At 64.3% G+C, this 26,820-nt stretch carries 27 protein-coding genes and 1 tRNA gene; 7 read left to right on the forward strand and 21 right to left on the reverse strand.

Annotated elements, in window-relative coordinates; genetic code table 11:
- Nucleotides 1-105: 105 nt before the first annotated feature.
- The 9 genes from AKL02_RS11675 to AKL02_RS11715 all read right to left on the reverse strand — a co-directional run bounded on the left by AKL02_RS11675 (nt 106) and on the right by AKL02_RS11715 (nt 7,917).
- Nucleotides 106-1,515, reverse strand: a complete 1,410-nt coding sequence (locus AKL02_RS11675; protein WP_083077303.1) for a GGDEF domain-containing protein — start codon at nt 1,513-1,515, stop codon at nt 106-108.
- Nucleotides 1,516-1,635: 120 nt separating this feature from the next.
- Nucleotides 1,636-2,208 carry an RNA 2',3'-cyclic phosphodiesterase gene (gene thpR / locus AKL02_RS11680; RefSeq protein WP_083077306.1) on the reverse strand — a complete coding sequence of 191 codons (573 nt, stop codon included), beginning with the start codon at nt 2,206-2,208 and terminating at the stop codon, nt 1,636-1,638.
- 104 nt (nt 2,209-2,312) lie between these two features.
- Entirely contained in the window at nt 2,313-2,546 is a 234-nt protein-coding gene (locus tag AKL02_RS11685) for an acyl carrier protein (RefSeq protein ID WP_075775036.1), read from the reverse strand.
- A gap of 215 nt (nt 2,547-2,761) precedes the next feature.
- Entirely contained in the window at nt 2,762-3,499 is a 738-nt protein-coding gene (fabG, locus tag AKL02_RS11690) for a 3-oxoacyl-[acyl-carrier-protein] reductase (RefSeq protein WP_078521048.1), read from the reverse strand.
- 221 nt (nt 3,500-3,720) lie between these two features.
- Nucleotides 3,721-4,650: an ACP S-malonyltransferase gene (fabD, locus tag AKL02_RS11695; protein ID WP_083077309.1), complete on the reverse strand. Its 930-nt coding sequence runs from the start codon at nt 4,648-4,650 to the stop codon at nt 3,721-3,723.
- Between the two features lie 87 nt (nt 4,651-4,737).
- Nucleotides 4,738-5,289, reverse strand: a complete 552-nt coding sequence (locus AKL02_RS11700) for a sugar O-acetyltransferase (protein ID WP_083077312.1) — start codon at nt 5,287-5,289, stop codon at nt 4,738-4,740.
- A gap of 81 nt (nt 5,290-5,370) precedes the next feature.
- On the reverse strand, nt 5,371-5,802 hold the full coding sequence (locus AKL02_RS11705; RefSeq protein WP_133051940.1) for a glyoxalase superfamily protein: 432 nt from the start codon (nt 5,800-5,802) through the stop codon (nt 5,371-5,373).
- Nucleotides 5,803-6,100: 298 nt separating this feature from the next.
- On the reverse strand, nt 6,101-7,507 hold the full coding sequence (gene glnA, locus AKL02_RS11710) for a type I glutamate--ammonia ligase (protein ID WP_083077318.1): 1,407 nt from the start codon (nt 7,505-7,507) through the stop codon (nt 6,101-6,103).
- Between the two features lie 71 nt (nt 7,508-7,578).
- Nucleotides 7,579-7,917, reverse strand: a complete 339-nt coding sequence (locus AKL02_RS11715; RefSeq protein WP_075775041.1) for a P-II family nitrogen regulator — start codon at nt 7,915-7,917, stop codon at nt 7,579-7,581.
- A gap of 186 nt (nt 7,918-8,103) precedes the next feature.
- On the opposite strand from AKL02_RS11715, the gene AKL02_RS11720 reads away from it, so the two are divergent.
- The 3 genes from AKL02_RS11720 to AKL02_RS11730 all read left to right on the forward strand — a co-directional run bounded on the left by AKL02_RS11720 (nt 8,104) and on the right by AKL02_RS11730 (nt 12,830).
- Nucleotides 8,104-9,669, forward strand: a complete 1,566-nt coding sequence (locus tag AKL02_RS11720; RefSeq protein ID WP_083077320.1) for an NAD(P)H-hydrate dehydratase — start codon at nt 8,104-8,106, stop codon at nt 9,667-9,669.
- A 192-nt stretch (nt 9,670-9,861) separates the two neighbouring features.
- On the forward strand, nt 9,862-11,529 hold the full coding sequence (locus AKL02_RS11725) for a type I secretion system permease/ATPase (RefSeq protein ID WP_232621608.1): 1,668 nt from the start codon (nt 9,862-9,864) through the stop codon (nt 11,527-11,529).
- A complete protein-coding gene (locus AKL02_RS11730) occupies nt 11,526-12,830 on the forward strand; it encodes an HlyD family type I secretion periplasmic adaptor subunit (RefSeq protein WP_083077326.1) in 1,305 nt (434 codons plus the stop codon). Before AKL02_RS11725 ends, AKL02_RS11730 begins: the two co-directional genes overlap by 4 nt.
- 184 nt (nt 12,831-13,014) lie before the next feature.
- Here the strand turns inward: AKL02_RS11730 and AKL02_RS11735 are convergent, their stop codons facing one another.
- From AKL02_RS11735 to AKL02_RS11755, 5 genes are all read right to left on the reverse strand, one after another.
- Nucleotides 13,015-13,620, reverse strand: coding sequence for a HupA family protein (locus tag AKL02_RS11735; protein WP_083077329.1), 606 nt, complete (start codon nt 13,618-13,620; stop codon nt 13,015-13,017).
- Nucleotides 13,621-13,646: 26 nt separating this feature from the next.
- Nucleotides 13,647-15,287 carry a calcium-binding protein gene (locus tag AKL02_RS11740; protein WP_133051941.1) on the reverse strand — a complete coding sequence of 547 codons (1,641 nt, stop codon included), beginning with the start codon at nt 15,285-15,287 and terminating at the stop codon, nt 13,647-13,649.
- A 27-nt stretch (nt 15,288-15,314) separates the two neighbouring features.
- Nucleotides 15,315-16,064 carry a hypothetical protein gene (locus tag AKL02_RS11745; RefSeq protein WP_083077334.1) on the reverse strand — a complete coding sequence of 250 codons (750 nt, stop codon included), beginning with the start codon at nt 16,062-16,064 and terminating at the stop codon, nt 15,315-15,317.
- 284 nt (nt 16,065-16,348) lie between these two features.
- Nucleotides 16,349-17,749: a surface lipoprotein assembly modifier gene (locus AKL02_RS11750; protein ID WP_083077336.1), complete on the reverse strand. Its 1,401-nt coding sequence runs from the start codon at nt 17,747-17,749 to the stop codon at nt 16,349-16,351.
- 76 nt (nt 17,750-17,825) lie between these two features.
- Nucleotides 17,826-18,023, reverse strand: a complete 198-nt coding sequence (locus AKL02_RS11755) for a hypothetical protein (RefSeq protein ID WP_078520909.1) — start codon at nt 18,021-18,023, stop codon at nt 17,826-17,828.
- A gap of 215 nt (nt 18,024-18,238) precedes the next feature.
- On the opposite strand from AKL02_RS11755, the gene AKL02_RS11760 reads away from it, so the two are divergent.
- Nucleotides 18,239-18,994, forward strand: coding sequence for a Crp/Fnr family transcriptional regulator (locus AKL02_RS11760; protein ID WP_078520910.1), 756 nt, complete (start codon nt 18,239-18,241; stop codon nt 18,992-18,994).
- 6 nt (nt 18,995-19,000) lie between these two features.
- Here the strand turns inward: AKL02_RS11760 and AKL02_RS11765 are convergent, their stop codons facing one another.
- Entirely contained in the window at nt 19,001-19,663 is a 663-nt protein-coding gene (locus AKL02_RS11765; RefSeq protein ID WP_198453183.1) for a Crp/Fnr family transcriptional regulator, read from the reverse strand.
- Nucleotides 19,664-19,943: 280 nt separating this feature from the next.
- On the reverse strand, nt 19,944-20,483 hold the full coding sequence (locus tag AKL02_RS11770) for a Hint domain-containing protein (RefSeq protein WP_165756954.1): 540 nt from the start codon (nt 20,481-20,483) through the stop codon (nt 19,944-19,946).
- Nucleotides 20,484-20,656: 173 nt separating this feature from the next.
- Between AKL02_RS11770 and AKL02_RS11775 the strand changes: the two genes are divergently transcribed.
- The 3 genes from AKL02_RS11775 to tig all read left to right on the forward strand — a co-directional run bounded on the left by AKL02_RS11775 (nt 20,657) and on the right by tig (nt 23,614).
- A tRNA-Leu gene (locus AKL02_RS11775) sits at nt 20,657-20,740 on the forward strand.
- 119 nt (nt 20,741-20,859) lie between these two features.
- Nucleotides 20,860-21,792 carry a hypothetical protein gene (locus tag AKL02_RS11780; RefSeq protein ID WP_083077344.1) on the forward strand — a complete coding sequence of 311 codons (933 nt, stop codon included), beginning with the start codon at nt 20,860-20,862 and terminating at the stop codon, nt 21,790-21,792.
- Nucleotides 21,793-22,285: 493 nt separating this feature from the next.
- Nucleotides 22,286-23,614, forward strand: coding sequence for a trigger factor (tig, locus tag AKL02_RS11785; RefSeq protein ID WP_083077347.1), 1,329 nt, complete (start codon nt 22,286-22,288; stop codon nt 23,612-23,614).
- Nucleotides 23,615-23,723: 109 nt separating this feature from the next.
- Here the strand turns inward: tig and AKL02_RS11790 are convergent, their stop codons facing one another.
- The 5 genes from AKL02_RS11790 to rpsF all read right to left on the reverse strand — a co-directional run bounded on the left by AKL02_RS11790 (nt 23,724) and on the right by rpsF (nt 26,714).
- Complete coding sequence (locus tag AKL02_RS11790) at nt 23,724-24,014, reverse strand: hypothetical protein (protein ID WP_083077349.1); 291 nt, start codon at nt 24,012-24,014, stop codon at nt 23,724-23,726.
- Nucleotides 24,015-24,101: 87 nt separating this feature from the next.
- Nucleotides 24,102-25,265, reverse strand: a complete 1,164-nt coding sequence (locus AKL02_RS11795) for a YihY/virulence factor BrkB family protein (protein WP_083077352.1) — start codon at nt 25,263-25,265, stop codon at nt 24,102-24,104.
- Nucleotides 25,266-25,474: 209 nt separating this feature from the next.
- On the reverse strand, nt 25,475-26,101 hold the full coding sequence (gene rplI / locus AKL02_RS11800; RefSeq protein WP_083077355.1) for a 50S ribosomal protein L9: 627 nt from the start codon (nt 26,099-26,101) through the stop codon (nt 25,475-25,477).
- Nucleotides 26,102-26,113: 12 nt separating this feature from the next.
- Nucleotides 26,114-26,338: a 30S ribosomal protein S18 gene (gene rpsR, locus AKL02_RS11805; protein WP_038073027.1), complete on the reverse strand. Its 225-nt coding sequence runs from the start codon at nt 26,336-26,338 to the stop codon at nt 26,114-26,116.
- A 22-nt stretch (nt 26,339-26,360) separates the two neighbouring features.
- The gene (rpsF, locus tag AKL02_RS11810) at nt 26,361-26,714 is read right to left on the reverse strand and encodes a 30S ribosomal protein S6 (RefSeq protein ID WP_078520924.1); all 354 of its coding nucleotides are present in this window, start codon (nt 26,712-26,714) and stop codon (nt 26,361-26,363) included.
- Nucleotides 26,715-26,820 lie beyond the last annotated feature (106 nt).

Here is a 26,820-nt window from a genome sequence, read left to right on the forward strand (position 1 = left end):
AGCCAAATATCTTGGCAGACCTGATACACGGGGGCGCGCAAAGGCGCAATCATAACCCATTGCGACAGGCGGGTTACCGTTCAGGACGGACGGCGCGTGAGGGGGCTAGCGTTGCGGGGCGCGAACCGGTTCAGTCTGCCGTGCCGGAAGCGTCGGCACAGCCGTAGGCGCCCGCCCGGTGCTCAGCGGCGGCAGCGTCAGCGCGGTACAGCGCATCTGAGCGGTGGGCGGCGCCAGCAACACCCGGTCGCGCCCGCCATTCTTCGCCGCGTAGAGCGCCCCGTCGGCGCGCGCATAGAGGCTCCGCAACTCCTCGCCGCGCTCCCATTCGGCCACCCCGATCGAGACAGTGACCTGCAGCGCCGCGCCGTACTGATCCTCGAAACGCAGCCCCGCCACACAGGCGCGCAACCGCTCCGCCACTTCGAGCGCCTCGGCCAGCCCCGCCCCCGGCAGGATCACCGCGAATTCCTCGCCGCCGACCCGCGCCATCGTATCCTCCAGCCGCAACTGCGCCCGCATCTCGCGCGCGGCACGGCGCAGAACCCGATCCCCCAGATGATGCCCGCCCAGATCGTTGATCTGCTTGAAATGGTCGAGATCGATCATCAGCGCAGTGAAGGGCATCTCGCCGCGCATACCTTGCGCGAAATACTGCGCGAAACGCCGCCCGAGCATCTCACGGTTGAACAGCCCCGTCAGTCCGTCGCGCATCGCCCGGTTCACCAGTTCCCGCTCGGCCTTGCGCCGCGCATGATCCACCCGCTCCAGCGAGACGGCCATCAGGATGATCAGCCCGATATTCACCCCCACGATGGTCGCGACCAGCAACAGCAGCTCCGCGCGCACCTGACTCCCCTGATCGCTGAGCAGATAGAACGTGCCCAGCAGGAAGGGCGCGACGACCCCCAGAAGCATCTGCGCCCGTGCCTGCCGCCCCGAGGCATGCTCGTTGAGCAGCACCCGCATCACCCCACGATCGCTGCGGCAGATGAGCCCCGCATAGGCGAGACACATGATCGCCAGCGCCGCCCCGATCGACACGCCCTCCGCCAGCCGACTGGTCGCGATACTGTGCGACAGCAGGTACATCAAAGCCCCGCCGAACACCGTCAGATAGGCAATCGTTCCAAACAGATAAGCGCCCGCCTCCAGCGCGAAGAACCCCGCCGCGGTGATCGCCAAGAGCGCCGCCGCGCCTCCCCCGATCGCCCCCGCTCCGCTCAGGTCATAGACCTCCGCAACGTTCGAGAACAGGCACAGCAACAGCGCTCCCGCCGCCAGCCCGCGCGCCACATTCGGTGCCTCGCGCCGAAACGCAATCGCGCCCGCCATCGCCAGAATGGCCAGCGCCGTCCACGCGCCCATCGCGTTCCACGACGTGAGCGCGCGCACGACCATATCCTCGCCCGACAGCGCGGTGGCCATCTGCGCCAGCAGAGCCAACCCCGCAAGCGCGGCGGCGAAAACCAAAAGAGGACGGATCAGAACCCGAGCCCGGCGAAACACAGACATAACGTGACCTCAACTGCGCGGGCAGAAGGGCATTTTACATAAGCACCCGCGACCTCTCCAAGGGACGCCTAATTCGTTAACGAAGGGTTAACAGCCGCGCGGGCACGATTGCACTTTCGGTCAGGTCTTCGCGAATTGCACAGATTTTTCATCCGGATAGCGCATTAAAACGTCATGCCGCGGCGGCCCGTGTCCCAGCGTGGACTGGATCAACGCCACCTGCTCGGGCGTGAAAGCGGGCAGCTTCACAGCGCCTTCCGCCGCCATGAGTCGCCCCAGCCGCAGCAAATCCCCCGGAGATGCGCGCTTGCCGAACCGCGACAGGGTGACATGCGGACGAAACCGCCGCCGCGGCAGGTCGATCTCCGCCAGACGCGCGGCGCCCATCACCGCGCGGTGCCAACGGTCGAGGTTGGGATCGGCCTGCACGCCCAGCACCAGCGCCTCCGGTCGCGCGGCACTGCCGAAAATCTCCAGCCCCGCCAGCACCACCTCCGGCCCGGGCGCCCAGTCGATGGCCCGCAGCCCCTCGTCCAGCGCCTCGAGCTGGCCTGCGTCGATCTCGTCGAGAAAGGCCAGCGTCAGATGCAGGTTCTCGGGCTGCACGATCCGGCCCGCACCCAGAGCCTGCTGCAACCGCTCGATGGCCTCGACATGCGCCTCGGGCAGCTCGATCGCGACGAAACTACGCATCTTCCCTCCCCCGAACGCACGCGCGCTTCGCGCAAAAGAAAAGCGGCGCTCCGGTTCCCCGAAGCGCCGCCCTTAACTCTCTCTCAGCGTCAGCCGTAAAAGGCTTACTGCGCTTCCGAGATGAATTTCACCGCATCGCCGACGGTCTGAATGTTCTCGGCGGCGTCATCGGGGATCTCGATGCCGAACTCTTCTTCGAAGGCCATGACCAGCTCGACCGTGTCGAGGCTGTCCGCACCGAGGTCGTCGATGAACGAGGCGCTCTCAGTGACCTTGTCCTCTTCCACGCCGAGATGCTCCACGACGATCTTCTTCACGCGATCAGCGATGTCGCTCATGTCAATTCCTCAAAGTTTATAGGGCCTAGCCCGTTCATGCTTGCTCGAATACGAGCGTCTCAACCCGCGCGCCCCGGGTCAACCCGAAGACCGCAATTCAGAGCCGTGGCTTTTACGCCCGGCCCGTCTGCAGCGCTCTTAGCGATTGCCGTGGCCCATGGCAAGACGTTTCTCTATCCTATCAAAGGCCTTCGTGCCCTAGGGTCACAAAGACGTCAGGCCATCGTCCCGCCGCCGTTGACGTGCAGCACCGCACCGGTGACGTAGCCCGCCTCGGGACTTGCGATGTAGCGCACCGCAGCCGCGATTTCTTCCGGCGTTCCCATGCGCCCGGCCGGGATACCAGACAGGATCGCGTCTTTCTGAGCCTCGGTGAGCTTTTCCGTCATCGGCGTCTCGATGAAGCCCGGTGCCACGCAGTTCACCGTCACGCCGCGCGTCGCGACTTCCTGCGCGAGCGATTTCGACGCGCCGACAAGACCCGCCTTGGCGGCCGCATAGTTCACCTGACCGGGGTTGCCGGTCTGCCCGACAACGGACGTGATGTTGATGATCCGGCCCCAGCGCGCTTTCATCATCGGGCGGAGAACCGCACGCATCAGGCGGAACGCCGCCGTCAGGTTCACGTCGATCACCGATTGCCAATCCTCGTCCGACATCCGCATCGTCAGCTGATCCCGCGTGATGCCGGCATTGTTCACGAGGATGTCGAGACCACCCATCGCCTCGATCGCCGCTTTCGGCAGCGCCTCGACCGATTCCGGATCGCTCAGATTCGCCGGGCAGACATAGGCGCCCTCGCCCAGCTCGGCAGCCAGTGCCTCGAGCGGCTCGACCCGCGTGCCAGACAGTGCCACCGACGCACCGCCCGCATGGAGGGCCCGCGCGATTTCGGCGCCGATCCCGCCAGAAGCCCCGGTGACAAGCGCGCGTTTGCCTTTCAGATCGAACATCATGCTACCTCATATCTAAGTTGGCGCTCTCTTAGCAGCGAAAGCGCCGTTAGGGAACTCTAAGTGCCACACGCCATGGTTGCGCGCATCAAAGCGACAGGCGCATCGCGATCACAACCGTATGAAAAGGCCGATTAGTTCGACTTGGAACCGGTCGGCTTAAGCTTCCTCTTGGCGGAAATATCCCAGGGGGTCCGGGGGAGGATCCCCCGGCGCAGCCCTCAGCCCTTCAGGGCAGCGATATCCTCCGGCGTGCCGACCGCGCGGCAGGTCACCTCTTTCGCGATCCGGCGGATCATTCCCGAGAGCGCCTTGCCCGCGCCGATTTCCCAGATCTCGTCGACGCCCTGACCGGCCATCCACGCCACGCTCTCGCGCCAACGCACCGAGCCCGTGACCTGCTCGACCAGCAGCTCGCGGATCAGAGCCGGGTCGCTCACCGCTTCGGCGCGCACATTGGCGACCAGCGGCACGACCGGCGCCTTGATCTCGACGCCAGCCAGCGCGGCATCCATCGCATCCGCGGCGGGCTGCATCAGCGCGCAATGGAACGGCGCGGAGACCGGCAGCATCACGGCCCGTTTCGCGCCCGCTTCCTTGGCGAGCACGGTGGCGCGCTCGACCGCCGCCTTGTCGCCCGAGATCACGACCTGGCTCGGATCGTTATCGTTCGCGGCCTGACAGACCTCGCCCTGCGCCGCCTCGGCTGCGACTTTCGACGCGGCCTCGAAATCGAGCCCGAGGATCGCGGCCATCGCGCCGACGCCCACCGGCACCGCCGATTGCATCGCGTCGCCGCGCACGCGCAGCAGGCGCGCGGTATCGGCCAGGCTCAGCGAACCCGCCGCGCAAAGCGCCGAATATTCGCCCAGCGAGTGACCCGCGACATAGGCCGCGTCCGTCACCACATAGCCTTCGGCCTCCAGCGCGCGCAGGGCTGCGATCGAGGTCGCCATCAGCGCGGGCTGCGCGTTGGCGGTCAGCGTCAGCTCGTCCTGCTCGCCTTCCCAGATGAGCGTGCTCAGCTTTTGCCCGAGCGCGTCATCGACCTCTTCGAACACCGCTTTCGACGCGGGATAGGCGTCGGCCAATGCCTTGCCCATGCCGATGACCTGTGCGCCCTGACCGGGGAATACGAATGCGCGGCTCATGCCTGATCCTCCTGATTGATCTTTGGTTTCCCTTAGCGAGAAGGGCGCGGCGGGGCAAGTTTCGCTGCCCCTCTCCCCGCTCAAGCCTTACCGATCGATGATCCGCGCCGGATTGCCCGCGACCGTGGCGCCCGCAGGCACGTCGCGCGTCACCACCGCGCCCGCACCGATCAACGCGCCATCACCCACCGTAATACCCGGCAGAAGGATCGCGCCGCCGCCGATCCAGACATCCTCGCCGATCCGCACGGGCCGTCCGAATTCCAGCCCGGTTCGGCGCGTCTCCGGATCGCGGGGATGATCGGCGGTCAGGATCTGCACCTTCGGCCCGATCTGCGTCCGATCGCCGATCGTCACCGCAACCACATCGAGAATGACACAGTCGTAATTCAGGAAGACCCCGGCCCCGAGCCGGATATTGCTGCCGTAATCGCAGTGAAACGGCGGGCGGATGCGCGCGCCCTCCCCGACTTCGGCAAATAGCTCCGACAGCAGCGCATGGCAGTCCTCGGCGCTTTGCGCCACGGTGGCGTTGAACCGGTCCATCCACGCACCGGCACGGGCGACATCCGCTTCGATCTCCGGGCCCTCGGCGCGATACAACTCGCCCGCCAGCATCTTGTCCTTCTCCGAGCGCATGATCCCTCCCCGCCATATCGCCGGATGATCCTGCCCCAGTCGCGCGCAAAGAAAAAGGGGCGCTCGATGCGCCCCTTCCCCTCAGTCCAGTTCGAGATGCGCGACCCCGTCAGAGCGTCGCCCGATCGAGCGCCCATCCGCGCCGATCGTCGCACGTACGCGCCGCCGCATCGAGGAAAACGCAGCGCTTTCAACAACATCGACCGGCTCGTCCAGCGCGATCTCGATGTCGTAATGGGTCTCGCCCTTGCGGCGCAGCGCATGGACGCGCCCGCTCACCGGATGGCCCAGATAGCGCCCGCGCACCGCATCGCCCAAGGCATAGCCCTTCGCTTGCGCTGCCGGTTCGGCACGTCGCAGCGCCGCCACCATCGTGTTCCAATCCGCATGACCCGCCGCCTGCGCGGTCAGCTCATAGGCTTTCGACAGCGCAACGGGAGTTCCCGCCTGCGCCATTGCATCGGCCAGACGGCGCGCCTGCGCCTTCACGTCTTTCACTGTGTTTACAGTCATCATCTCGTCTCCACGGGGATGATCCACCGCTTCGGGGCCCGCATTGCCGAAGAGCCCCCGAAAGAATGGAGAGCGATCGTAAACCGGATTTCACCAAGGGAAACACCCCGCGGGCGGCTGGCATCCGGCAGCCAAGGCCCGACAGATGGGCGGCGCAGGTGCGTCTGTCAAGTGGCGGGGCCTTACCCCGCGTCGGGCGATGCGAAAGCGCCATATCTCTGGCCCAAAGATATCTCTGGCCCAAAAACGAAAGGGGCGCCCGACCGGACGCCCCTTCCCATCACTGTCCCTCTCCCGTTTAGCAGGAGTAGTAGTACTTGTATTCCACCGGGTGAGGGGTGTGCTCGAACGCGTACACTTCTTCCCACTTCAGTGCGATGTAGCCCTCGATCTGGTCCTTGGTGAACACGTCACCGGCCAGCAGGAACTCGTGATCGGCTTCCAGCGTCTCGAGCGCTTCACGCAGCGAGGCGCAAACGGTCGGGATCGAGGCCAGTTCTTCCGGCGGCAGATCGTAGAGGTCCTTGTCCGAGGACGGGCCCGGATCGATCTTGTTCTTGATGCCGTCGAGACCAGCCATCAGCAGAGCCGAGAAGCACAGGTAGGGGTTCGCCGACGGATCGGGGAAACGTGCTTCGACGCGCTTTGCCTTGGGGGATTCAGCCCACGGAATACGGACACAGCCCGAACGGTTACGCGCCGAATACGCGCGCAGAACCGGAGCCTCAAAACCCGGGATCAGACGCTTGTAGGAGTTCGTCGCCGGGTTGGTGAAGGCGTTGAGCGACTTCGCGTGCTTCAGGATACCGCCGATGAACCACAGGGCTTCCTGCGACAGGTCGGCGTATTTGTCGCCTGCGAAGAGCGGCTTGCCGTCTTTCCAGATCGACATGTTCACGTGCATGCCGGTGCCGTTGTCGCCGGTGATCGGCTTCGGCATGAAGGTCGCCGATTTGCCGTAGGCGTGCGCCACGTTGTGGATGACGTATTTGTACTTCTGGATGTCGTCGGCCTGCTTGGTCAGCGTCCCGAAGATCAGGCCCAGCTCGTGCTGGCACGAGGCCACTTCGTGGTGGTGCTTGTCGACCTTCATGCCCATGCGCTTCATGGTCGAGAGCATTTCCGAACGCAGGTCCTGCGCGTCATCCACCGGGTTGACCGGGAAGTAGCCGCCCTTGACGCCCGGACGATGGCCCATGTTGCCCATCTCGTAATCGGTGTCGGTGTTCCAGGAGGCGTCGATCGCGTCGACTTCGTAGGAGACCTTGTTCATCGAGACCGAGAACTTCACGTCGTCGAACAGGAAGAATTCCGCTTCCGGACCGAAGAAGGCCGTATCACCGATGCCCGAGGCGACGAGATAGGCTTCGGCCTTCTCGGCGGTGCCACGCGGGTCGCGGGCATAGGGCTCGCCGGTGTCGGGCTCGACCACGGTGCAGTGCACGCACATGGTTTTCTCAGCGTAGAAGGGGTCGATATAGACCGAGGACGCGTCCGGGATCAGTTTCATGTCGGACTGATCGATCGACTTCCAGCCCGCGATCGAGGAGCCGTCGAACATGAAGCCTTCTTCGAAGAAATCTTCGTCGACCTCGGTATGCATCAGCGTCACGTGCTGCAGCTTGCCGCGCGGATCGGTGAAGCGAACGTCGACGTATTCGACGTCTTCGTCCTTCATCAGTTTGAGAGCGTCCTTGATGCTCATGTCACATTACCCTTTCGTTGAGCTTGGGTTATCCCCGGACCCGCAACGAGGCCCGGCGGGAATGGCGGAAGTTACAGCGCGTCGTCGCCCGACTCGCCGGTGCGGATACGGATCGCCTGCTCCATCGGAGAGACGAAGATCTTGCCGTCGCCGATCTTCTCGGTGCGCGCGGCGTTCGTGATCGCTTCGATGGCGGCGTCGACGAGGTCGTCGGGCAGCACCATCTCGATCTTCACCTTGGGCAGGAAATCCACGACATATTCGGCGCCGCGATAAAGCTCGGTATGGCCCTTCTGGCGTCCGAACCCTTTCACCTCGATCACCGAAAGGCCCTGAATACCAACTTCCTGAAGTGCTTCTTTCACTTCATCGAGTTTGAAGGGCTTGATGATCGCCTCCACCTTTTTCATGCCGCCGACTCCTCCGTCAGGTCTTCGTTCCGACCCCCTCAGACCACTTTCCCAAAGCCCCCGCAATCGGCTAGGCTGGACGGGAGCGGAATGGGGATCGGAATTCCGAAAGCCGCGCCCGCAATTCGTGCAAGTAGCACAAAAAAGCAGCAGTTTGAAAACGATTCCTTTGACGACCCGAGGACCATGCCCGAAATCCTGACCGCGAGCCAAATGCGCCAATGCGAACGCGCCGAGATCGAGAGCGGCGCGGTGACGGGCCTTGAACTGATGGAGCGCGCCGGGGAAAGCGTCGTCACGGCGATCTTCTCGCGCTGGCCCGATCCGGGGCCCTCGCAGGCGGTGGTGTTGTGCGGTCCGGGCAATAACGGCGGCGACGGCTATGTGATCGCGCGGCTTCTGGCCGAGCGCGGCTGGATCGTCGCCTGTTACGCCTATGGCGACCCGACCCGCCTGCCCCCCGATGCGCAGACCAATCACGACCGCTGGGCGCAGATCGGCGCGGTCCTGCCCTGGGATGATGCCGCGATCGAGGACCGGATCGACGAGATGGAGGGCGGGCTGGTGATCGACGCGCTGTTCGGCACCGGCCTGACGCGTCCGATGCCCGAGGACACCGCGAAGACATGGCGCGGGATTTATCCGCGGCGCTTTTCCAATCCCTCGGGACCGCGCCCGCGCTTCGTTGCGGTCGATATTCCCAGCGGGATTTCCTCGGATAGCGGCCGCAACCTCGGCGGCGCTTTCCCCGCCGATCTGACGGTCAGCTTCCACCGCGCGAAATGCGGCCATTACCTCGATCCCTCGGACGGGCCCGACCGGCCCGGCGGCGGCGCGTCGATGCGCGGCGACCTCGTCGTGACCGATATCGGCCTGCCGCAGCATGCGATTGCGGACGCCGCACAGCTGATCGACCGCCCGTCGAATTTCCTGATGAAGCAGGCGGGCCACAAATACAGCCACGGTCATGCGCTGGTGCTCTCGGGCGGCGCGGGCAAAGGCGGGGCTGCACGGATGGCGGCGCGGGCGGCTCTACGGATCGGCGCGGGGCTGGTGACGCTCGCCTGCCCGCCCAAGGCGCTGGCCGAAAACGCGGCGCATCTCGACGCGATCATGCTGAACGCCCTGCCCGACGCCTATTCCTTGCGCGGGATGCTGGGCGACGAGCGGCTAAACGCGCTCTGCCTCGGCCCCGGTCTGGGCATGGCGCGCGCGCAGGAGATGGTGCCGGCGGCGCTTTGGGGCAAACGGGCGACGGTGCTGGATGCCGATGCGCTCAGCGCCTTTGCCGAGGATCCGAGCGTGCTCTTCGGCCAGCTTCACGCGACCTGCGTGCTGACCCCGCATCCGGGCGAATTCAAACGGCTGTTCCCCGATCTGGCCGAGAAGCTGTCAGGCGACGATCCAAGCTATTCCAAGCTGGACGCCACCCGCGAAGCCGCTGCGCGCGCGGGCTGTACGGTACTGCTCAAAGGGGCCGACACCGTGATTGCGGACCCGAACGGGCGCGTCGCACTGCATTCGGCCACCCAAGACCGCGCGGCGCCGTGGCTTGCCACCGCAGGCGCGGGCGATGTTCTGGCGGGGCTTATCACGGGGCTTCTTGCGCGCGGGTTCAAACCCTTCGACGCCGCGACCTCCGCAGCCTGGCTCCACGTGGAGGCCGCGCGCAGTTTCGGCCCCGGCCTGATCGCCGAAGACCTCCCCGAAGCGGTCCCGCAGGTGCTGCGCGCGCTGATGGCGCAGGGCTGAGGCCACCTGCGCGCCCGGCTGCTCGCGCAGCTTTTTCTACCCGTCTCGCGCAAAATTGACATCAATCAATGATGCCCCTCACCGCGTCGTGAAAATGAACCCGGGGATACGCAACTTTGGGGTATTGGCGTGGGACTTTCTTCTTCGGGCGCGCGGTCGGAAATGCGGCGCGCTTTTTCCGGGAGCCGGGGGTTGATCGGCTCCGCTGTTCTTTTCAGCTTTTTCACCAATCTTCTGCTGCTGACCGGGCCGCTTTTCATGCTGCAGGTCTATGACCGGGTGATCGGTTCGCGCTCGGAAGAGACGCTGGTCGCGCTGTTCGGTCTCGTGGTGTTCCTCTACCTGTTCTACACCATTCTGGAATTCGTCCGCGCCCGCGTGATGGCGCGGGTCGGCGCACGGCTTCACGCCAATCTCTCCGACCGGGTCTTCCGCGCCTCGCTGGAGCGCGCAGCGCTGGGGCGCACCGACAAGGGCGCGAGCGCGTTGCAGGACCTCGATGCGGTGAAAACCGTCTTCGCCTCGCCGGTGCTGCTGTCGCTCTTGGACATTCCGTGGACGCCGGTCTTCGCCGCCGCGATCTTCATCTTCCACCCGCTTCTGGGCTGGCTGGCGCTGGCGGGCGGTGCGCTTTTGGTCGTGACCTCGCTGCTCAACCACTGGCTCACCCAGACCCGCCTGACCGAGGCGCAGGGCACCTCTTTCGCGGGCAACCAGATCGCGCGGCAGGTCGAGGACGGGGCCGATTACCTCTGGGCGCAGGGCATGGGAGAGACCATGCGCGCGCGCTGGCAGGACACCCAGACCGAAGGCCAGCGCAAGATGCTGCGCGCGGCCGACTGGACCGGCGCGTTCGGCGCATTTTCCAAGGGCTTCCGGATGCTGCTGCAATCGGCGGTGCTGGCCGTAGGTGCCTATCTGGTGCTGCAACACGAGATGACGGCGGGCGCGATCATCGCGGGCTCGGTCCTGCTGGGCCGCGCGCTGGCCCCGGTCGAGCAGGTGCTGGGCCAATGGACACTGCTGCACCGCGCACGCAACGGCTGGGCCGCGCTGCGGGCGTTTCTGGGCTCGGTGCCCGAGCCGCGCAAGCCGACCGAACTGCCCGCGCCGACGGGCGATCTCTCGGTGCGCGGCGTCTCGGTCTCGCGCAAACGTGGCGAGCGTCCGATCCTGTATAACGTGAGCTTCGATGTCGCCCCCGGCGAAGCCATCGGCGTGATCGGCAAGAGCGGCTCGGGCAAGACGACGCTGGCGCGGGCGCTGGTGGGTCTCGTGTCCCCCACAGCGGGCGAGGTGCGCCTCGCCGCCGCCAAGCTCGACCAATACAGCCCCGAGCGGCTGGGCCAGTTCATCGGCTACCTGCCGCAGGTGGTGAAGACCTTCGACGGCACCATCGCCGAGAACATTGCGCAGATGGCCCAATCGCCGGATGCCGAGCGGGTCGTGGCCGCCGCAAAGAAAGCGCATATCCACGAGATCATCCTGCAACTGCCCAAGGGCTACGACACCCATATCAGCGCGCGCGACGCGCAGCTCTCGGGCGGCCAGCGCCAGCGGCTGGGTCTGGCCCGCGCGCTCTACAACGATCCGGTGCTTCTGGTGCTCGACGAGCCGAACTCGGCACTCGACTCCGAGGGCTCCGAGGCGCTGAACGCCGTGGTGAAGGCGATGACCGAGGAAGGTAAATCGGTCGTGCTGATGACCCACCGCACCAATGCGATCAAAGCCTGCTCGCGCCTCGTGATCCTCGAAAGCGGCCAGATCACCGCGCAGGGGCCGCGCGACGAGGTCATCCAGTCGATGATCAAGAACGCGCAGGACGTGCAACGGATTCTGACGATGAGGGCCGAGAAATGAGCAAATCCTCCGATTTCGCAAATAGCCGACTTCTGCTCGCCGCAGGCTTCGGCGCGATCACCCTCCTCGTCGGCGGCATGGGCGCCTGGAGCGTCGGCGCGAAGATCAACGGCGCGGTCGTGTCGCGCGGCGTGGTCAAGGTCGAGAGCGAACGGCAGGTGATCCAGCACCCCGATGGTGGCGTCGTGGGCGAAATCCTCGCCCATAACGGCGATCAGGTGCATGCGGGCGACGTGCTACTGCGCCTCGACGGGACCTTTCTGCGCTCGGAGCTTGCGATCGTGCAGGCGCAGCTTCTGGAGATCGCGGTGCGCAAGGCGCGGCTGGCCGCCGAGCGCGACGATCTGACAGAGGTGGATTTCACCGTACTGCCCGACTTCCCGATGCTCGACCCCGAGCAGGTCGCCCAGCAACGCGAGGGCCAGAGCAACCTCTTTGCCGCGCGTCAGGCGACGATGGCCAAGAAGATCAACCAGCTGCGCGAGCAACAGCAGCAGATCGAAAAGCAGATCGAAGGCGTCGAGGCGCAGCGCGTCTCGCTGATGGAACAGCTCGACCTCGTGTCGCAGGAGCTGGAGGACAAGCAAAGCCTTTACGAGCGCAAGCTGATGGAAGCCTCGCGCGTGCTCGCCACCCAGCGCGAACATGCCAAGCTGACCGGCGAGATCGGGCGGCTGAACTCGGTCATCGCGGAGGCGCGCGTGCGGATCTCGGCGCTCGAGATCGAGGTCGTCGGCCTGTCCGAGGATCGCCGCGAGGCCGCGATCACCCAGCTGCGCGACCTGCAATATAACGAGATTTCGCTGGTCGAACGCGAAAACACCCTGCGCGAGAAGCTCGCACGGCTCGACGTGCGCGCGCCGGTCGATGGCGTAGTGTTCGGCTCGCAGGTCTTCGCGCTGCAATCGGTCATCCAGCCCGCTCAGCCGATGATGTTCCTCGTGCCCAGCGATCAGCCGCTCTACGTCTCGGTCCGCGTCGATCCGACGAGCATCGATCAGGTCTATTCCGGTCAGCAGGTCTCGCTGCAATTCTCGACCTTCAACCGTCGCACCACGCCCGCGATCCCGGCCGAAGTGCTGCGGGTCTCGCCCGACGTGCAGACTGACGAGGCGAACCGCGAGACCTATTACGAGGCGACGGTGGAGCCCGATCCGGAAGCGCTGGCCGCCCTGCCCGAGGTCAAGCTGATGCCCGGCATGCCGGTCGAGGCCTTCCTCAAGACCGACGCGCGCACGCCGCTGTCCTACCTGACCCAGCCGCTGACGATCTATTTCAACCGCGCCTTCCGAGGGGAATGAGGGGGGCCAAGGGTTCCGCTTCAGGCAGCGCCCCGAACGATCAAAATGAACGGCCCGGCAGGATACCTCGCCGGGCCCTTTTCGTGATCGGGGTCAGGTTACTGCGCCGCGAGGGAGGAAAGAGAAAGGCCCGGCGGATCGCTCCGCCGGGCCCTTCCGGTACCACTGATGAAAGTGGGGTCGGTCAGGGCGTTTGCGTGGTGATGAACGCCCCGGTGAACGCATCGTTCGTCACCCCGTCATCAAGCGTTCCGTCTGCATAGCCAGCAATATTGTCGGGCAGCGTTGCTCCGCTCCCGCCGACGAATTCGCCGTCGAGCAAAATCGAGGTGGTGTAATCGGTGCCGCCGTTGGAGAGCGTCCCATCGAGGCTGCCTCCGAAGGTATCGGCCGTCCCGACAACGCCGCTATCGGTGATCGTCCCGCCGGAAAGCGTAAGCGAGCCGGTATAGGCGTCCTTCGTCGAGTGCTGGAAATTCGTCGCCGAGCCGGTGACCGTCCCGCCCGAGAAATTCGCGTCAAGCGATAGCTCGCCGATTAACGTCCCGCCGCTGTCAAGGTCGCCCTTGACGTAACCGGTGTAGCTGGCCGTGCCCGAATTCGGCACATCGTCGCGTCCGCCAGTCACATCCCCGGTACTCAGATCCACGACCCCAGCCGCCGCCGTATCGGCGCGCGCCACGAGTTCCGCATAGGTGGGGGCGGTGTTGACCGTGGTTCCGCTGCCGCCGCAGGCCGAGAGAGTGGCGGCCGCAGCCGCCAGTGCGATGAAAGTTACTTTGTTGTCCATTCGTATTGTCCTTCTAGAAACCCGGATCAGACGCTCACGAGCGTCATGTCGGCGACAAATTGATCGACGGTTGTGAAATCATCCTCGGTGATCAGGCTCACATCCACATCGCGCAGGATCATCCGGTCGTCACCTGCGGTGATTTGAGTGCCCGTCGTGCGGTAGCTGGTGATCTCGAGGTCGGCGAAGGTCAGCCCCCCGTCGAGTGCGATCATGTCGACCCCGTCTTCGAAGTCGTAGACGATGTCGAGCGTGGTGCCCTCTGCGAAGACGAACCCATCCGCGTCCAGACCGCCATAGAGACGGTCGAGCCCGGCACCCCCGTCGAGCAGGTCGGTGCCCGCAAGGCCGTAGAGGATATCGTTTCCGCCCAGCGCCGTGATGATGTCGTCGCCCGGGGTCCCCATCAGCGTCTCGCTCGCATCGGTACCGATGATCTCGTTGGGGCCCGTTGTGCCCGGATCATCGCCCGCACCCGGGTTGGCCAGAAGGAAGTCTTCCTCCATGACGAGCCCCTGGCTCGGCCCGAGATCGCCAGCCACGTCGGTCAGCGTCGCGATCAGAACCGGGTCGGCACCGATTTCGGCCCCATCCGTGTCGAGCCAGATCTCGAGGTCGTCCCCATTCACCACTTGCGAGATGTTGTCGGCAAAATTCGTGTCCGAGACGCCCAGACCGATCAGGCCAATCGCATCGGTGCCGACTTCGAAATCGCTGATCGTGCTCGCGGTCAGCGGCACGCCCTCGACCGAGGAGCCGTAGGTGAGGACGAAGAGATCGGTGCCCGCGCCGCCCGTGAAGGCGTTCGAGCCGATCCCGACAAGGAAATCATTCCCGTCCGTGCCGACGACATTGGCCCCCACCGCGTAGGGCGTGACCAGCTCGTAATCCATCAGCAGCTCGGCGCTGTAGATCGTCGCGGGTTTGATATCGCCCTTGATGTAGACCGCCATATCGAAGCCGTCGGAATAGTTCATCCCGTTGACCGACACCTCGCCGGGCTTGTCCTGCCAGCCCGAGCTGACCGAGAGCGGCTGGGCGGGATAGCCCCAATCGAGCAGGTTGATCACCGTCTGGGTCTCTGCGCCGACCTCGTATTTCACCTCGTCATTGGTGGGAGGCGGCTCGTCGCTCGGGTCGATCGGGATCACCACCGAGGGCAGATCCTGCCCATATTTGTCGGTCTTCAGACGCCAGCGCGGACCGCTATCGGCATATTCGGTGCCATCTTCGTTCAACACCGGCTCGAAGGGCTCGCGGTCCATCGTGGTGTACCAGGCGTTGGTGAAGCCCGCCGCCCCATCCTCGGCCCCGATCGTCGCGAGATCGCTCGCTGCCCATTGCTGCGCCAGAAGATCGTCGCGCAGGATCGTGCCCGCCTCGTAGAGCGTGCCATCCCCCGCATAGTAGTCATCGGCAGTGATCCAGACCTCACGGGCACCCTGCCCGTCGAGGTTGTAGTCCGGCACGATGATATATTCGGGCAGAGTGCCGATAGCGGCTTCGTTCTCGAAGTCTTCGGGGCGGACCTGATCGTTGGGGTTGTTGGTAATCGTGTGATGGATCACCAGTTCGGCCTCGGTCACGTGGTAGATGTTACGCAGCGAGGTGTAGGGGTTATACTCGCTCCACTCGTCGGGCAGGTCCATCGTCGCTTCAAGACGCACGTCATTGGGCTTCTTGATCGTGTTGCCCTAGCGATAGAGCAGCTTGCCGTCATCCTTCAGCGTCACCGAGTAGTCGCTGCTGACCGCGATATTGCTGTCGATCTCAGTTTCGTTGGGGGCAAGAATATCCTTGATATCGACTTTGCCGTCACCATTGGTGTCGGTAATCGTGATGCCCTCGTACTCGCCGGCCAGAAGGCCGCGCACCGACTTCCCATCATATTCACCGCCAACGATGAAGAGCTCGTCGTCGAGCGGATAGAGCGCCTCGGTATCCCCCGGGAAACGCTGGTCGGACAGGATGTTCTGCATCACGACGTAATGTTCGGTCGAGGCCTTCACCGTGTTGCCGCCCAGACCCGCGAGCCAAGTGCCGTACACGGCGGGCGTCTTGAACGTGTCGGTGGGTGAATCCGAGATCACGAGGCCAAGCTGATTGCCCTCGGAGTCGTAGACATCACCCGCCCAACCCTCGGCATAGTCGCCATCGAGCTCTTTCTGCTCGGCATTCTGGAAATCACTGACGTAATAGCCGAATTCACTGTCGATCGGATAAAGCGTCACCCCCTCCTTGGTGATCTTGGTATCCTCGGGATCGTTCGGATCGTCGACGGTATCGAAGACCGCCTGCGGGTCTTCGGAGTTCCCAACCGTCATCCCGTCGAAGGTCACCGTGATATCCGCCGTGCTGAAAACATGCGACGAGCGGAACATCGGATCGGTGTTCAGCGGTTCGTCCCAATCGTCGACGTTACCTGGGTCAATTTGTGTCGCCATATCTGCGTCCCCTCTATCCATATGAGCGAACCGATGACCCCTCAGGCACCTGCCCTCCCGTCATCCGCTGCGTCCCCACGTCAAATGGCGTCCAGTCAGGAAATAGAGACTTATCCCTCTGATTTCACTGCGAATTTACCGTCATCCACGGCTCACATTCCCGTGAGTTCTTCGTGATTCGCATTGATGTGTGTCAACGAAATCGAGAGGAAATGGGCAGCGTGGCCACTTAGTCGCAGAAATCGCAATATTTACAGATGAAAGCCCCGAACCGGGGCGTGAGGTCAGAAATTCGACCGCAGTCCGAGCCGCAATTTCACCTGCGAGCTGTCGTAGAAATCGACATTGGAGCGGGTCTCTTCGCCCTCCAGCCGCAGGGTCGGCGAGATGCCGTAGAATTCGAGCTTCGGGAACCCGAATTGCAGCGCCAGCCTCCCGCGCGTGTCGCGCCGTGCGCCGGGCCCGTAAAGCGTCGCGTCATAATCGCGTCGCTCCAGTTCCAGCGCCGCGCCGACGCTGACGGTCCCGGCCAGCGGCTTGGCGAAATCGTAAGACACGCCCGCAAGCATCGCCCGATGATCGATCTCGACCGCCTCCGAGGACGCGTCGCGCAGGGCAAAGGACAGCCCCAGCCGATCCCCTCCCTCAAGCCGCCGGTGATGGCTCAGGCTTGCGGTGACGACATTCGCCGAGTTGCGGAAATTGTCGAGGCGCAACTGCCGTTCGCCAGAGAGCGTCACCTGCGTGAGCGAACGCCGTGGATCGCCCCACTGCGCGCTGCCCGAAACCCGCAGATAGTCGCTCAGATCGTCGCCGCCATACCAGTTCTTGCCCGCGAGAAGATCGAGACGATAGCGCAACGGCGCATCGGCCGGGCTGAGCGCCTGCCCCAACGTCGCCTCGACCGCGTTGAACGTGTAATCCGAGCCACGCGCATCGGGCACCGAGTCCTTCGCATCGCCCGACAGGACCACCTGTTTGGTGTAGATCTGCGCCCCGAAACTCGCGGGCAACTCTCCAAACCCTGCGAATTTGTAGCGCGCCTTCAGCGACAGCGAAATTTCATAGCCCGACAGCGCCTTCGCATCGGGATTGAGCGTGAAGTCGATGCCGCCGATATCGACCGTATCCGCGAGACTGCCATTGTTGACATTGCTGGACGCGCCCGCGTCGAAAGCTACGGAGAAGCTCCACGGATTGGCCGCGGACAGGACGCGATAGTCCCGCACGCTCGACGCGCGCAGGGCATCATTGGGCGCCATTTCGATCGCGCGGCGTTGCCAGAGCTGGGCTGCGAACGGATGCCCGAGATCGTAGCTCGCCGCCGCCATCTCGACCGCGCTGACATATTTTTCCTGCTGCGTCCGGGCCTGCGCATTGGCGCGGGTCGCCGCCGCCTTCGCGCCTGCCGCGTCGCCCTGCCCCCGCAGCGCCCGCGCCAGAACGACAAGCGCGCCCACATCGTCTGGATTGCGCGCCAAGCGCGCGCGCGCCGCTGCCTCCGCCGCGGGCCAATCGCCCGACCGCAGCACCTGCTGCAGCGCCGCGTCGGTGATAGCGTCAGCGACGGGAGCCTCCGCGACCGCGGGACCGGGCCCCAAGACAAGCAGCAGGGCCATCGCCCCGCCGCACAGAAGACGCCAGGCGCGCCGCAGTTTGCGCCCGTCGATATGGCCTTCGGTCATTGTCACCCCTTTGAGGTCGCGCGCCCCAGACAATGCGGGCGGCGAGATGCATCAGCCCCTCGCCGCCCGTGTCAGATTATTGCGACGCTTGCTCGCGCGAGCGATCCTGGTCTTGCGTATTGGTGTGGGTGCCCGAGGTATCCGTGGTGGCGGTCGAAGTGCCCGCCGGAGCGGTCATCGCCTCATCGGTCATGTCGGAAGCTGCCGGACCGGTCATCGTCTCGCAGCCAGCCAGAGCCGCAGTCACGCCAAGAATGATAAGCAGGTTTTTCATCTGTCTCTCCTTTGTTGCAAGATATTTTACCGTGACTGTTCAGCGTGATTCTTTGATGCCGATCAACGTGCTACCCGTGCCGCGCGATTTTTCCTGCAACTTCATGATGAGAGGCGCAGAAAAGAGCGGCACAATCCCGGCTTTTCGACCTCGTAGCTCTCGCATCCCGGTCTGACCCGGACTAGAATCCTTCCCGCGACAGGGAGAGGAGACGCATGAACGAGCATCCGAAATCCGGACAGCCGGTCGAGATCGAGGGCGTGGTGGCGCAGGGCAAATTGCAGCGCCTGCTCGACGTACTCCCGGAGGATTTGCGCAGCGAGATGATGCCGCTCTGGCAAAGCATTCGCTTTTCGCCGGGCGATGTGCTGATCGAAGACGGCGAGGTCGCGGACCGGATCGGCTTCGTGACCGACGGGTTTCTCGCGATGTCGAAAACCCTGCAGGACCGGCACCGCCACATCATCGGGCTGATCACGCCGTCGGACATGTTCGGGCGCGCGTTCAACGGCCCCTCCGGCTACCGGATCGAAGCGCTCAGCGACGGGGCGGTTCTGACCTGCGACCGGCAGAAATTCGAGGCGATCATCGCCCGCTCGCATGAGGCGGAGCGGCTGTTCCTGCTGAGCATTCTCGACGAGCTCGACGCCGCGCGCGAGTGGGTGATGGTGCTGGGCAGCTCGAAAGTCGTCGAGCGGCTCGCCTCGCTCCTGATCATCCTGAGCCGCCACAAATACCGGACCCTGGAAGGCACCGCGCATGCGCCCATCCAGCTGAACCTGCATATCCATATCAAGCGGGTCGATATAGCGCATCTGCTGGGCACCTCGCCGGAATCGCTGAGCCGGGCGTTTCACCAGCTCGAGCGCACGGGCGCGATCCGTATCGTCACGCCTTACGATGTCGAGCTCGCCAATCTGGAGAGGCTCATCGAAATCTCGGGAAATTCGCTGGAGATGCGCGACGAGTGAGCGCGCTCACTGGTGCAGGATCTCCTCCAGCCCTTCGGACAGGGCCTCGAGGTCGTTCAGGCGGAATTGCCTAGCGTTCAGGATATCGATCAGCCCGTCTTTCTGGAACTGATGCAGCGAGCGGCTGACCGTCTCCTGCGTCGTGGCGATGAGATCGGCGATGTCCTGACGCGGCAGCAGCATCGTCAACACGCCACCCCCGTCAGGCAGGGCTTTCCAAGGCATGATACTGGGCGCCAGCAGCAGCAGCGCGCGCAGTCGGCTCGCAGGTCCATAGGCGCCCAGTAGCAAGCTCAAACGCCGCGCTTTCTCGGTCCAGTTTTCCGCCTGATGACACAGGGCCCGGCGCAATTCGGGCTCCTGCTCGATCAGCTGAGCGAAATTGGCCGCCTCGAACAGGCAAAGTTTGGTGTCGATCACGGCTTCGATCGCGGTGCCCCGCGTGCCCCGGATGATCTGACCGATGCTGTCGCCCGGAACGACGAGCCCGGTGATCTTGCGACGCCCCGCGAGCGAATGGCTCTGCATCCGCAACATGCCGCTCTGAACCAGCGCGATGTGGTGGCAGGTGACATCTTCCTCGCACAGCCGGTCATTGGCCGCGACGGAGATCGCGCGCGCCCGTTGCGCGACCCGGGCGAGGGTTCGATCCGAGAGGGATCCGCACACGCCATGGTTACGTCCAGCGCAACCCGCGCAATGCAAGATCGCCTCTGCATTTCGCAAAGGTGCCGTCATCAAAATCTCCGAACAGATTTAACCACGCGTTTCGCAGCGAAACTGCGTACTCGTCCCCTAGTGCATAATAAGACTATGCAAATGACATATCATCCTGTCAACACAAGCGCGTGATCAGGCACGTTTATGTCAAATCACTATCGCAGATGTGACGAGACGACGCCTCGCAACCCTCTGAGACTTATGAAGATTGTCGGGAATTCCGCGTCGATCAGGCGTCGACGCTTGCCACTGCGGCGGCCATTTCCACACCATCGACATAGATCACTTCGGGCGTCTCGAATTCCAGCACGAAGAGCCGCGCGCGGCCTTGGCCCAGCGTGACATAGTGGCCGTCGACGACAGATTGCGCGGGCAGAAGCGCCTCGCGCTTGCCGTAGATCACCTGTACCCGCCAGTCGCGCATCATCAGTTGCGCGCCCTGAGCAATCAGGAGCGGCGCCCCGGGCCGATCATGGCCAAGCGCGCCGGGCAAGATCCGGATCAGCGCGCCCACATAATCGCCCGCCCGCAACGCCTTGAGCTTGCACGTCCCGCTGCGGGTCACGATCCGATCGCCGGGTTCGAGAAACTCGATCGGGATGGCCCCGTCGAGCGTGTAGACCCGCGCCCCGGCGGCGATCCCCGCGCTGAGATCCGGCTTCGGCTTGCGCGCCTCGGTGGGCGATACGCGCTCGGTCACATTCGGGCCAGCCGGACCCGGAAGGCTGTGGCGTGGATTGGATTCGATGATCTGGCGGAGCATGGCCATGCCATCCCCCCGCCCTGGTGCCTGTCCCATGGCGATACCTGCTCTTGCCTACTCGTAACTTCGGCGTCTGACGCGCCTTTGGGTACAGGCTAACCCTCACCATCTCGTTAAGACGAGCAAAATCGCATCTTCCTCTTTCCGAGCCCGCAGCCTGTTGCTATTACGCCCCTGATGCGGGTGTGGCGGAATTGGTAGACGCACTTGGTTTAGGTCCAAGCGCCTTTGGCGTGGGGGTTCGAGTCCCTTCACCCGCACCACTCCCAACCTCCAGAATATCGCACCATATCCTCGCCTTATTGCTCGGCTATGCTAGTTTTATATGGCTGCGCGGGCCCGGTACGCCCCCGCTTTGGTGACCGAAAGCGTGGGAGGCGTGATGGTCGAAGGCCCGCAAATGCCGCCCCGGCGGCCTGTCGAAGACCCGCCGGAGTCCGGCTCGCGCTCCCCCAATTCCAGCTACGCGCTCAGCCGCGACGCGATTGCGGCCAATCCGAATTTCTTCGCCACACAGAAGGCGGTGGCGACAATGCTGCTCGATGTGCAGGCGCAGACGCCGCGGATCGCGCGGCACATGGCCTCGCATCGGCGCTGGCTCGTCAGCCAGACCAGTTTCGCGCTGGCGATGCGGGCGAAGACGGAGCCGGACGCGCCGGAACTGACGCCGGGCCGGCTTCTTACGGCGCTGACGCCCCATGTCGAGATCAACCGCAAGACGCTGAGCCAGTATCTGGGCGAGATGGAGGTGCATGGCCTACTCGCCCCGCCCTCCGAGCACAAAGGCGACGGGCGCTTGCGGCCCGTCACCACCACGCTCATGGCCGAAGAGGGAATGCGGCGCTGGTGCGAGGGGCATCTGCATTGCCTCGACATGCTCGACGGTGGCGCGCGGCTGGCAGCGGCGCGCAACGCTCCCGATCTTCCCTTCGCGATGCAGCGGCACATGGTCGAAATCATCCGCGCCGATCCCGAATGGTGCGCGCCGCCGCCCTCGATGGCGCATTTCCTCGGCTCCGACACCGGCGGCATCCTGCTCCATGCGCTGATCCGCATGCTCACCGACCTGCGCGAGACCGACGGGCGCATCTATCTCAAACCGGTCAGCATCGCCGCTCTGGCGGAGCAGTTCCTGATCTCGGTCTCGAAGATCAAGCGGATGATCCAGAAGGCCGAAGAGGCGGGCCACCTTGGGTGGGAATTGCCGCGCAGGCGGGGCCGGCTCTGGCTCTCGCCCGGGTTCGTGCGCGACCATTTCCGCAGGCAGGCGGTGAAGTTCGAATGCGTCGAGCGCGGCTGGCGCGCCGTCGCGTGAAGCCGGATTTTTCGACCACAGCACGGGCCGCAAAAAGGCGATCTGTCCGAAAATGACCGCTGAGTTTCAAACACTTCTGACCTAGGATGAAGGTCAGGGAGATCGTGACGTCTTCGCTTGGGCTCCGCAAACAAGGGGGCGGATCCGCCGAAGCGGTGAGAGATCACGACAGCGCGCCCGTTCGGCGCAATCCCGGATTCGCGGCCGGGGCGACCATTGTGGGGTGGTGCGTCCCGGCTGCAACTTCCTTCCCGATCCGCTACGGCCGCGCGCCGCACCTTGCGCCGCTTTGTCAGCGCCCGCCCTGCCCGCTCTCGATCCTGTGTTCCCGGCATCTCCTCGCACGCGCCCGCTCGCGCGCGTATTTCACCGCCCGGAGGCCGCCCCGCAGCCCCTTTTCGCCTTGCCACCATGGCTGAGGCTCAATAGAAGGACGCCTGAAATTCGAGAACCGGCCGCGATCCGCGCGGCGCCCAGAGACAAAGGACAAACCATGCAGGTCACCGAGACCCAGAACGACGGCCTCAAGCGCGGCTACGAGATCACCATCACCGCCAAGGAACTCGACGAGAAGGTCACCGCGAAGCTTTCCGAAGCGCAGCCCGAGATCGAGATGAAGGGCTTCCGCAAGGGTAAGGTTCCGATGGCGATGCTGCGCAAGCAATTCGGCCCGCGCATCCTCGGCGAAGCGATGCAGGAATCGGTCGACGGCGCGATGAGCGAGCATTTCGAGAAAACCGGCGATCGCCCCGCGATGCAGCCGAAGATCGAGATGAAAGACGGCGAAGACTGGAAAGAGGGTGACGACGTGGTCGTGACCGTCGAGTACGAAGCGCTGCCGGAAATCCCGGATGTCGATCTGTCGGGCGTCAAGCTCGAGCGTCTGGTCGTGAAGGCCAACGAAGGCGAAGTGAACGAAGCGCTGGAAAGCCTCGCCGCGACCGCCAAGAACTTCGAGACCAAAGAAGGCAAGGCCGAGAACGGCGATCAGGTCGTGATCGACTTCGAAGGCTTCGTCGACGGTGAAGCGTTCGAAGGCGGCAAGGGCGAAGGCTACCCGCTGGAAGTCGGTTCGGGCTCGTTCATCCCGGGCTTCGAAGAGCAGCTCGTCGGCGCGAAAGCCGATGACGACGTCGAAGTGACCGTGACCTTCCCGACCGAATACGGTGCGGAGCATCTCGCGGGCAAGGAAGCGCTGTTCAAGTGCAAGGTCCACGAAGTGAAGGCGCCGAAGGCTGCCGAGATCGACGACGAGATGGCCAAGCAGTTCGGTGCCGAAGACCTCGCCGCGCTGAAAGCCCAGGTCGCAGAGCGTCTGGAAGCTGAATACCAGGGCGCAGCGCGTCAGGTGATGAAGCGTGGCCTGCTCGACCAGCTCGACGATCAGGTGAAGTTCGACCTGCCCCCCTCGCTCGTGGAAGCCGAGGCCAAGCAGATCGCGCACCAGCTCTATCACGAAGAGAACCCGGACGATCACGGCCATGACCACGGCGAGATCGAGACCACCGAGGAGCACAACACCCTCGCCGAGCGCCGCGTGCGCCTTGGCCTGCTGCTCGCCGAAATCGGTCGCAAGCAGGAGATCGAGGTTTCCGACGCCGAGATGACCCAAGCGATCATGAACCAGGCACGTCAGTACCCGGGTCAGGAGCGCGCCTTCTTCGAATTCGTGCAGCAGAACCCGCAGATGCAGCAGCAGCTGCGCGCGCCGCTCTTCGAAGACAAGGTCGTCGATTACATCGCTGGCGAAGCCAAGGTGGACGACAAGGAAGTCACCAAGGAAGAGCTGCAGAAAGAGATCGAGAAGCTCGACGAGCTGTGATCTTCGGGCGCTCAGCCCAGTAATAGCGAAGGCCGCCTCTCGGGGCGGCCTTTTGCGTTCGCGGATGGGATGTGGCGCGGGTCGCGCCCGCCACCATTCTCTTCCCGGCTCACTCCGCGGTCGGCACTTTCAGGAATTTCGCGTTCGGGATCAGCGAGGGCAGATCGGTCGCGGTCGCCACCTCGCGCAGCTTCTGGGCTGCACGATCCACCTGCAGGGACGCCGTGCGATCCGCCGCCGGATTGCCCGGTTCGATCCGGTCGTAAATAGCGGTGCGCAGCACCTCGCCCGCCGAGGCGAGCCGGTCGCGCGCGCCTTCGGGATCGTGCAGGTACAAAAGCCCGCCCGTCACGAGGATCGTGTGGGTCAGCGCGAAGTGCAGGATCGAAAACAGCCGCATGGCAGGGCCTCGTCAGGGTTGCTTGCCCGAACAGGATTCCCTGAAAAAACGGCGATTTTGAGGCCCGTTTCGCGCGCCCTGCCGCGCTCAGCGCTTGCGCGAGGGCGCAGGCGCGACCGCATCGGCCACCACGGCGTTGCGCGCGCCCAAGGGACGCGGGTCTCCGATGGTGCTGTCCTGCGCGGTCTGATGCTCGGCCTCAGAGTTGATCTCGGCCCCCAGAAGCACCGCCGTCGTCGAGAGCCAGATCCACATCATCAGCACCACCACCGCGCCGATCGAGCCATAGGTGCTCGAGTAATTCGCGAAGTTCGAGGTGTAGAACGAGAACCCCGCCGAGACGATCAGCAGCAAGATCGAAGCCGCGATCGCCCCCGGCACGACCCAGATCCAGCGCGGCGCGTTGCGTGCGGGCGCGAAGCGATAGAGCAGCATCAGCATCCCCACCAGCACCAGCGCCATCACCGGCCAGCGCCCCCAGCGCAGCACCGCATCCAGCGCCCCACCCATCGGGATGTAATCGAGCATCACGGGCAGCACGGCCGCCACGAGGATCAGCGCGCAGACCATGACAATCCCGGTGATCGTCATGCCCAGCCCAAAAGCGTTGAGCTGCACGAAGCTGCGCCGTTCTTTCTCGCCATAGGCCACATTGAGCGCGCCGATCATCGCCTTCGCGCCCCCATTGGCCGACCAGAGCGCCAGAAGGACGCCGAAGATCGAGGCGAGGCCGAGCGCGTTGGAACTGGACCCGATCAACTGCTCCAACTGGTTGCGGATCAACGTCAGCGCCTCGGGCGGAATGACGTTCTTGAGCGCATCGAGGTCCTGCAGCATGGTCTGGCGATCCGCGAAGATGCCGTAGATCGAGACGGTGGCAGTCAGGGCCGGGAACAGGGCGAGCAGCGCGTAGAAGGTCACGCCCGCCGCGACCGCCAGCACGCGGTCCTCGTCGATCTGACCGTAAGCGCGCTTGGCGATGGCCTTCCAGCCTGCACGGGGGATCTCGAACGGGCTTTCCGCCTGACGTCCCAGCGCGCGGTCGGCGGGCCGGTCATAGCGGTCGGTGCGGGTCGCGGGAACATGGCGGGCGCTGCGGCCTTCCGTGGGCCCGTGGATCGCGGCCTGCCGATCGTCCTGATAGCGCCGCCACATGAGATAGACGCCGAAGCCCAGAAGCCCTGCCTGCACGAGCCGGTCGCGTCGGCTCGATGCTTCGTCTCGTGGGCCCTGCCCCGATCGTTTCGTCATGCATGTCCCCTGTTTTGAAAGCCCTGAGGGCCATTTAGGGGCCAACGCCGGATTGCGGCACGCGGTTCCGGGGTCTGCGCCGCGCGTCGGGGGCCCATTATGTCATTAGACATAATTCGGCAGAACTACCCTGACAGGCAAGCATGAAAAAACCGCGCCCCGGAAGGCGCGGTTCTCTATCTTTCGGACTGAAAGGTCGAAGCGACCGATCAGGCGTTGTTTTCGTCTTCGGCTGCCGACTCGGGGGTGGCAACGGGGCCGCCCTCGTCGTCGTCGGAGGTCGCGCCGCCGATATCGTCGAACAGTTCGGCGATCTCGAATTCGGCTGCAGCCTCTTCCTCGGCCGCCACGTCCTGGATCGACTTGCCCGACGCTTGCAGCTCGGCCTCTTCGGGCGAACGTGCGACGTTGAGCTGGATCTCGGCGACGACTTCGGGGTGCAGGTGCACTTCGACGTCATGCAGGCCGAGAACCTTGATCGGCTGGCGGATGATGACCTGCTTGCGGTCCACCGAGAAACCCTGCTCGGAGGCGATGTTCGCCGCGTCGCGGGTGGTGACCGAACCGTAAAGGTTGCCGCCGTCCGAAGCCGAACGGATCACGACGAAGGTCTCGCCGTCGATCTTCGACGCCAGAGCTTCGGCTTCTTTCTTGGTTTCGAGGTTGCGGGCCTCGAGCTGCGCTTTGCGCTCTTCGAAGCTCTTGATGTTGGATTCGTTGGCGCGCAGTGCCTTGCCTTGCGGCAGCAGGTAGTTACGGCCGAAGCCGTCCTTGACGGTGACGACGTCACCCATCTGGCCGAGCTTGGCCACGCGTTCGAGAAGGATCACTTCCATCGGTCGGTCTCCTTATTTCACGGCGTAGGGGAGCAGGGCGAGGAAGCGGGCGCGCTTGATCGCGCGGGCCAGTTCACGCTGCTTCTTCGCCGAAACGGCGGTGATGCGGGCGGGGACGATCTTGCCGCGCTCAGAGATGTAGCGCTGCAGAAGACGGGTGTCCTTGTAGTCGATCTTCGGCGCGTTCTCACCCGAGAACGGGCAGACCTTACGACGGCGGAAAAACGGTTTTGCCATGGTGTCTACTCCTGTCTACCGATCAACGGCGCTCGCGACGGTTGTCGCGTTCGTCACGTTTCTGCATCTGGACCGAGGGGCCCTCTTCGTGCTCGTCGACCTTGATGGTCAGGACGCGCATCACGTCGTCATGCAGACGGGCCAGACGCTCCATTTCCTGCACGGCTGCCGACGGGGCGTCGGTGCGCAGGTAGGCGTAGTGGCCCTTGCGGTTCTTGTTGATCTTGTAGGCCATGGTCTTCACGCCCCAGTATTCGGAATCGACGACTTTGCCGCCGTTGTCCGACAGGACCGTGGAGAAATGTTCGACAAGGCCTTCGGCCTGCGCGTTGGACAGATCCTGACGCGCGATGAGGACATGCTCGTAAAGCGGCATGCGAACTCCTGTATTTCGAGGCGGCTTCAAAGTTGGGCGTCTGACACTTCCGCAACCCAACACGAGAGGCTCCGCCGGTTCATAGCAAACGCGGAAGATGCGGCCT

Origin of the sequence: Thioclava electrotropha (assembly GCF_002085925.2) — a bacterium.
GTDB lineage: Bacteria > Pseudomonadota > Alphaproteobacteria > Rhodobacterales > Rhodobacteraceae > Thioclava > Thioclava electrotropha.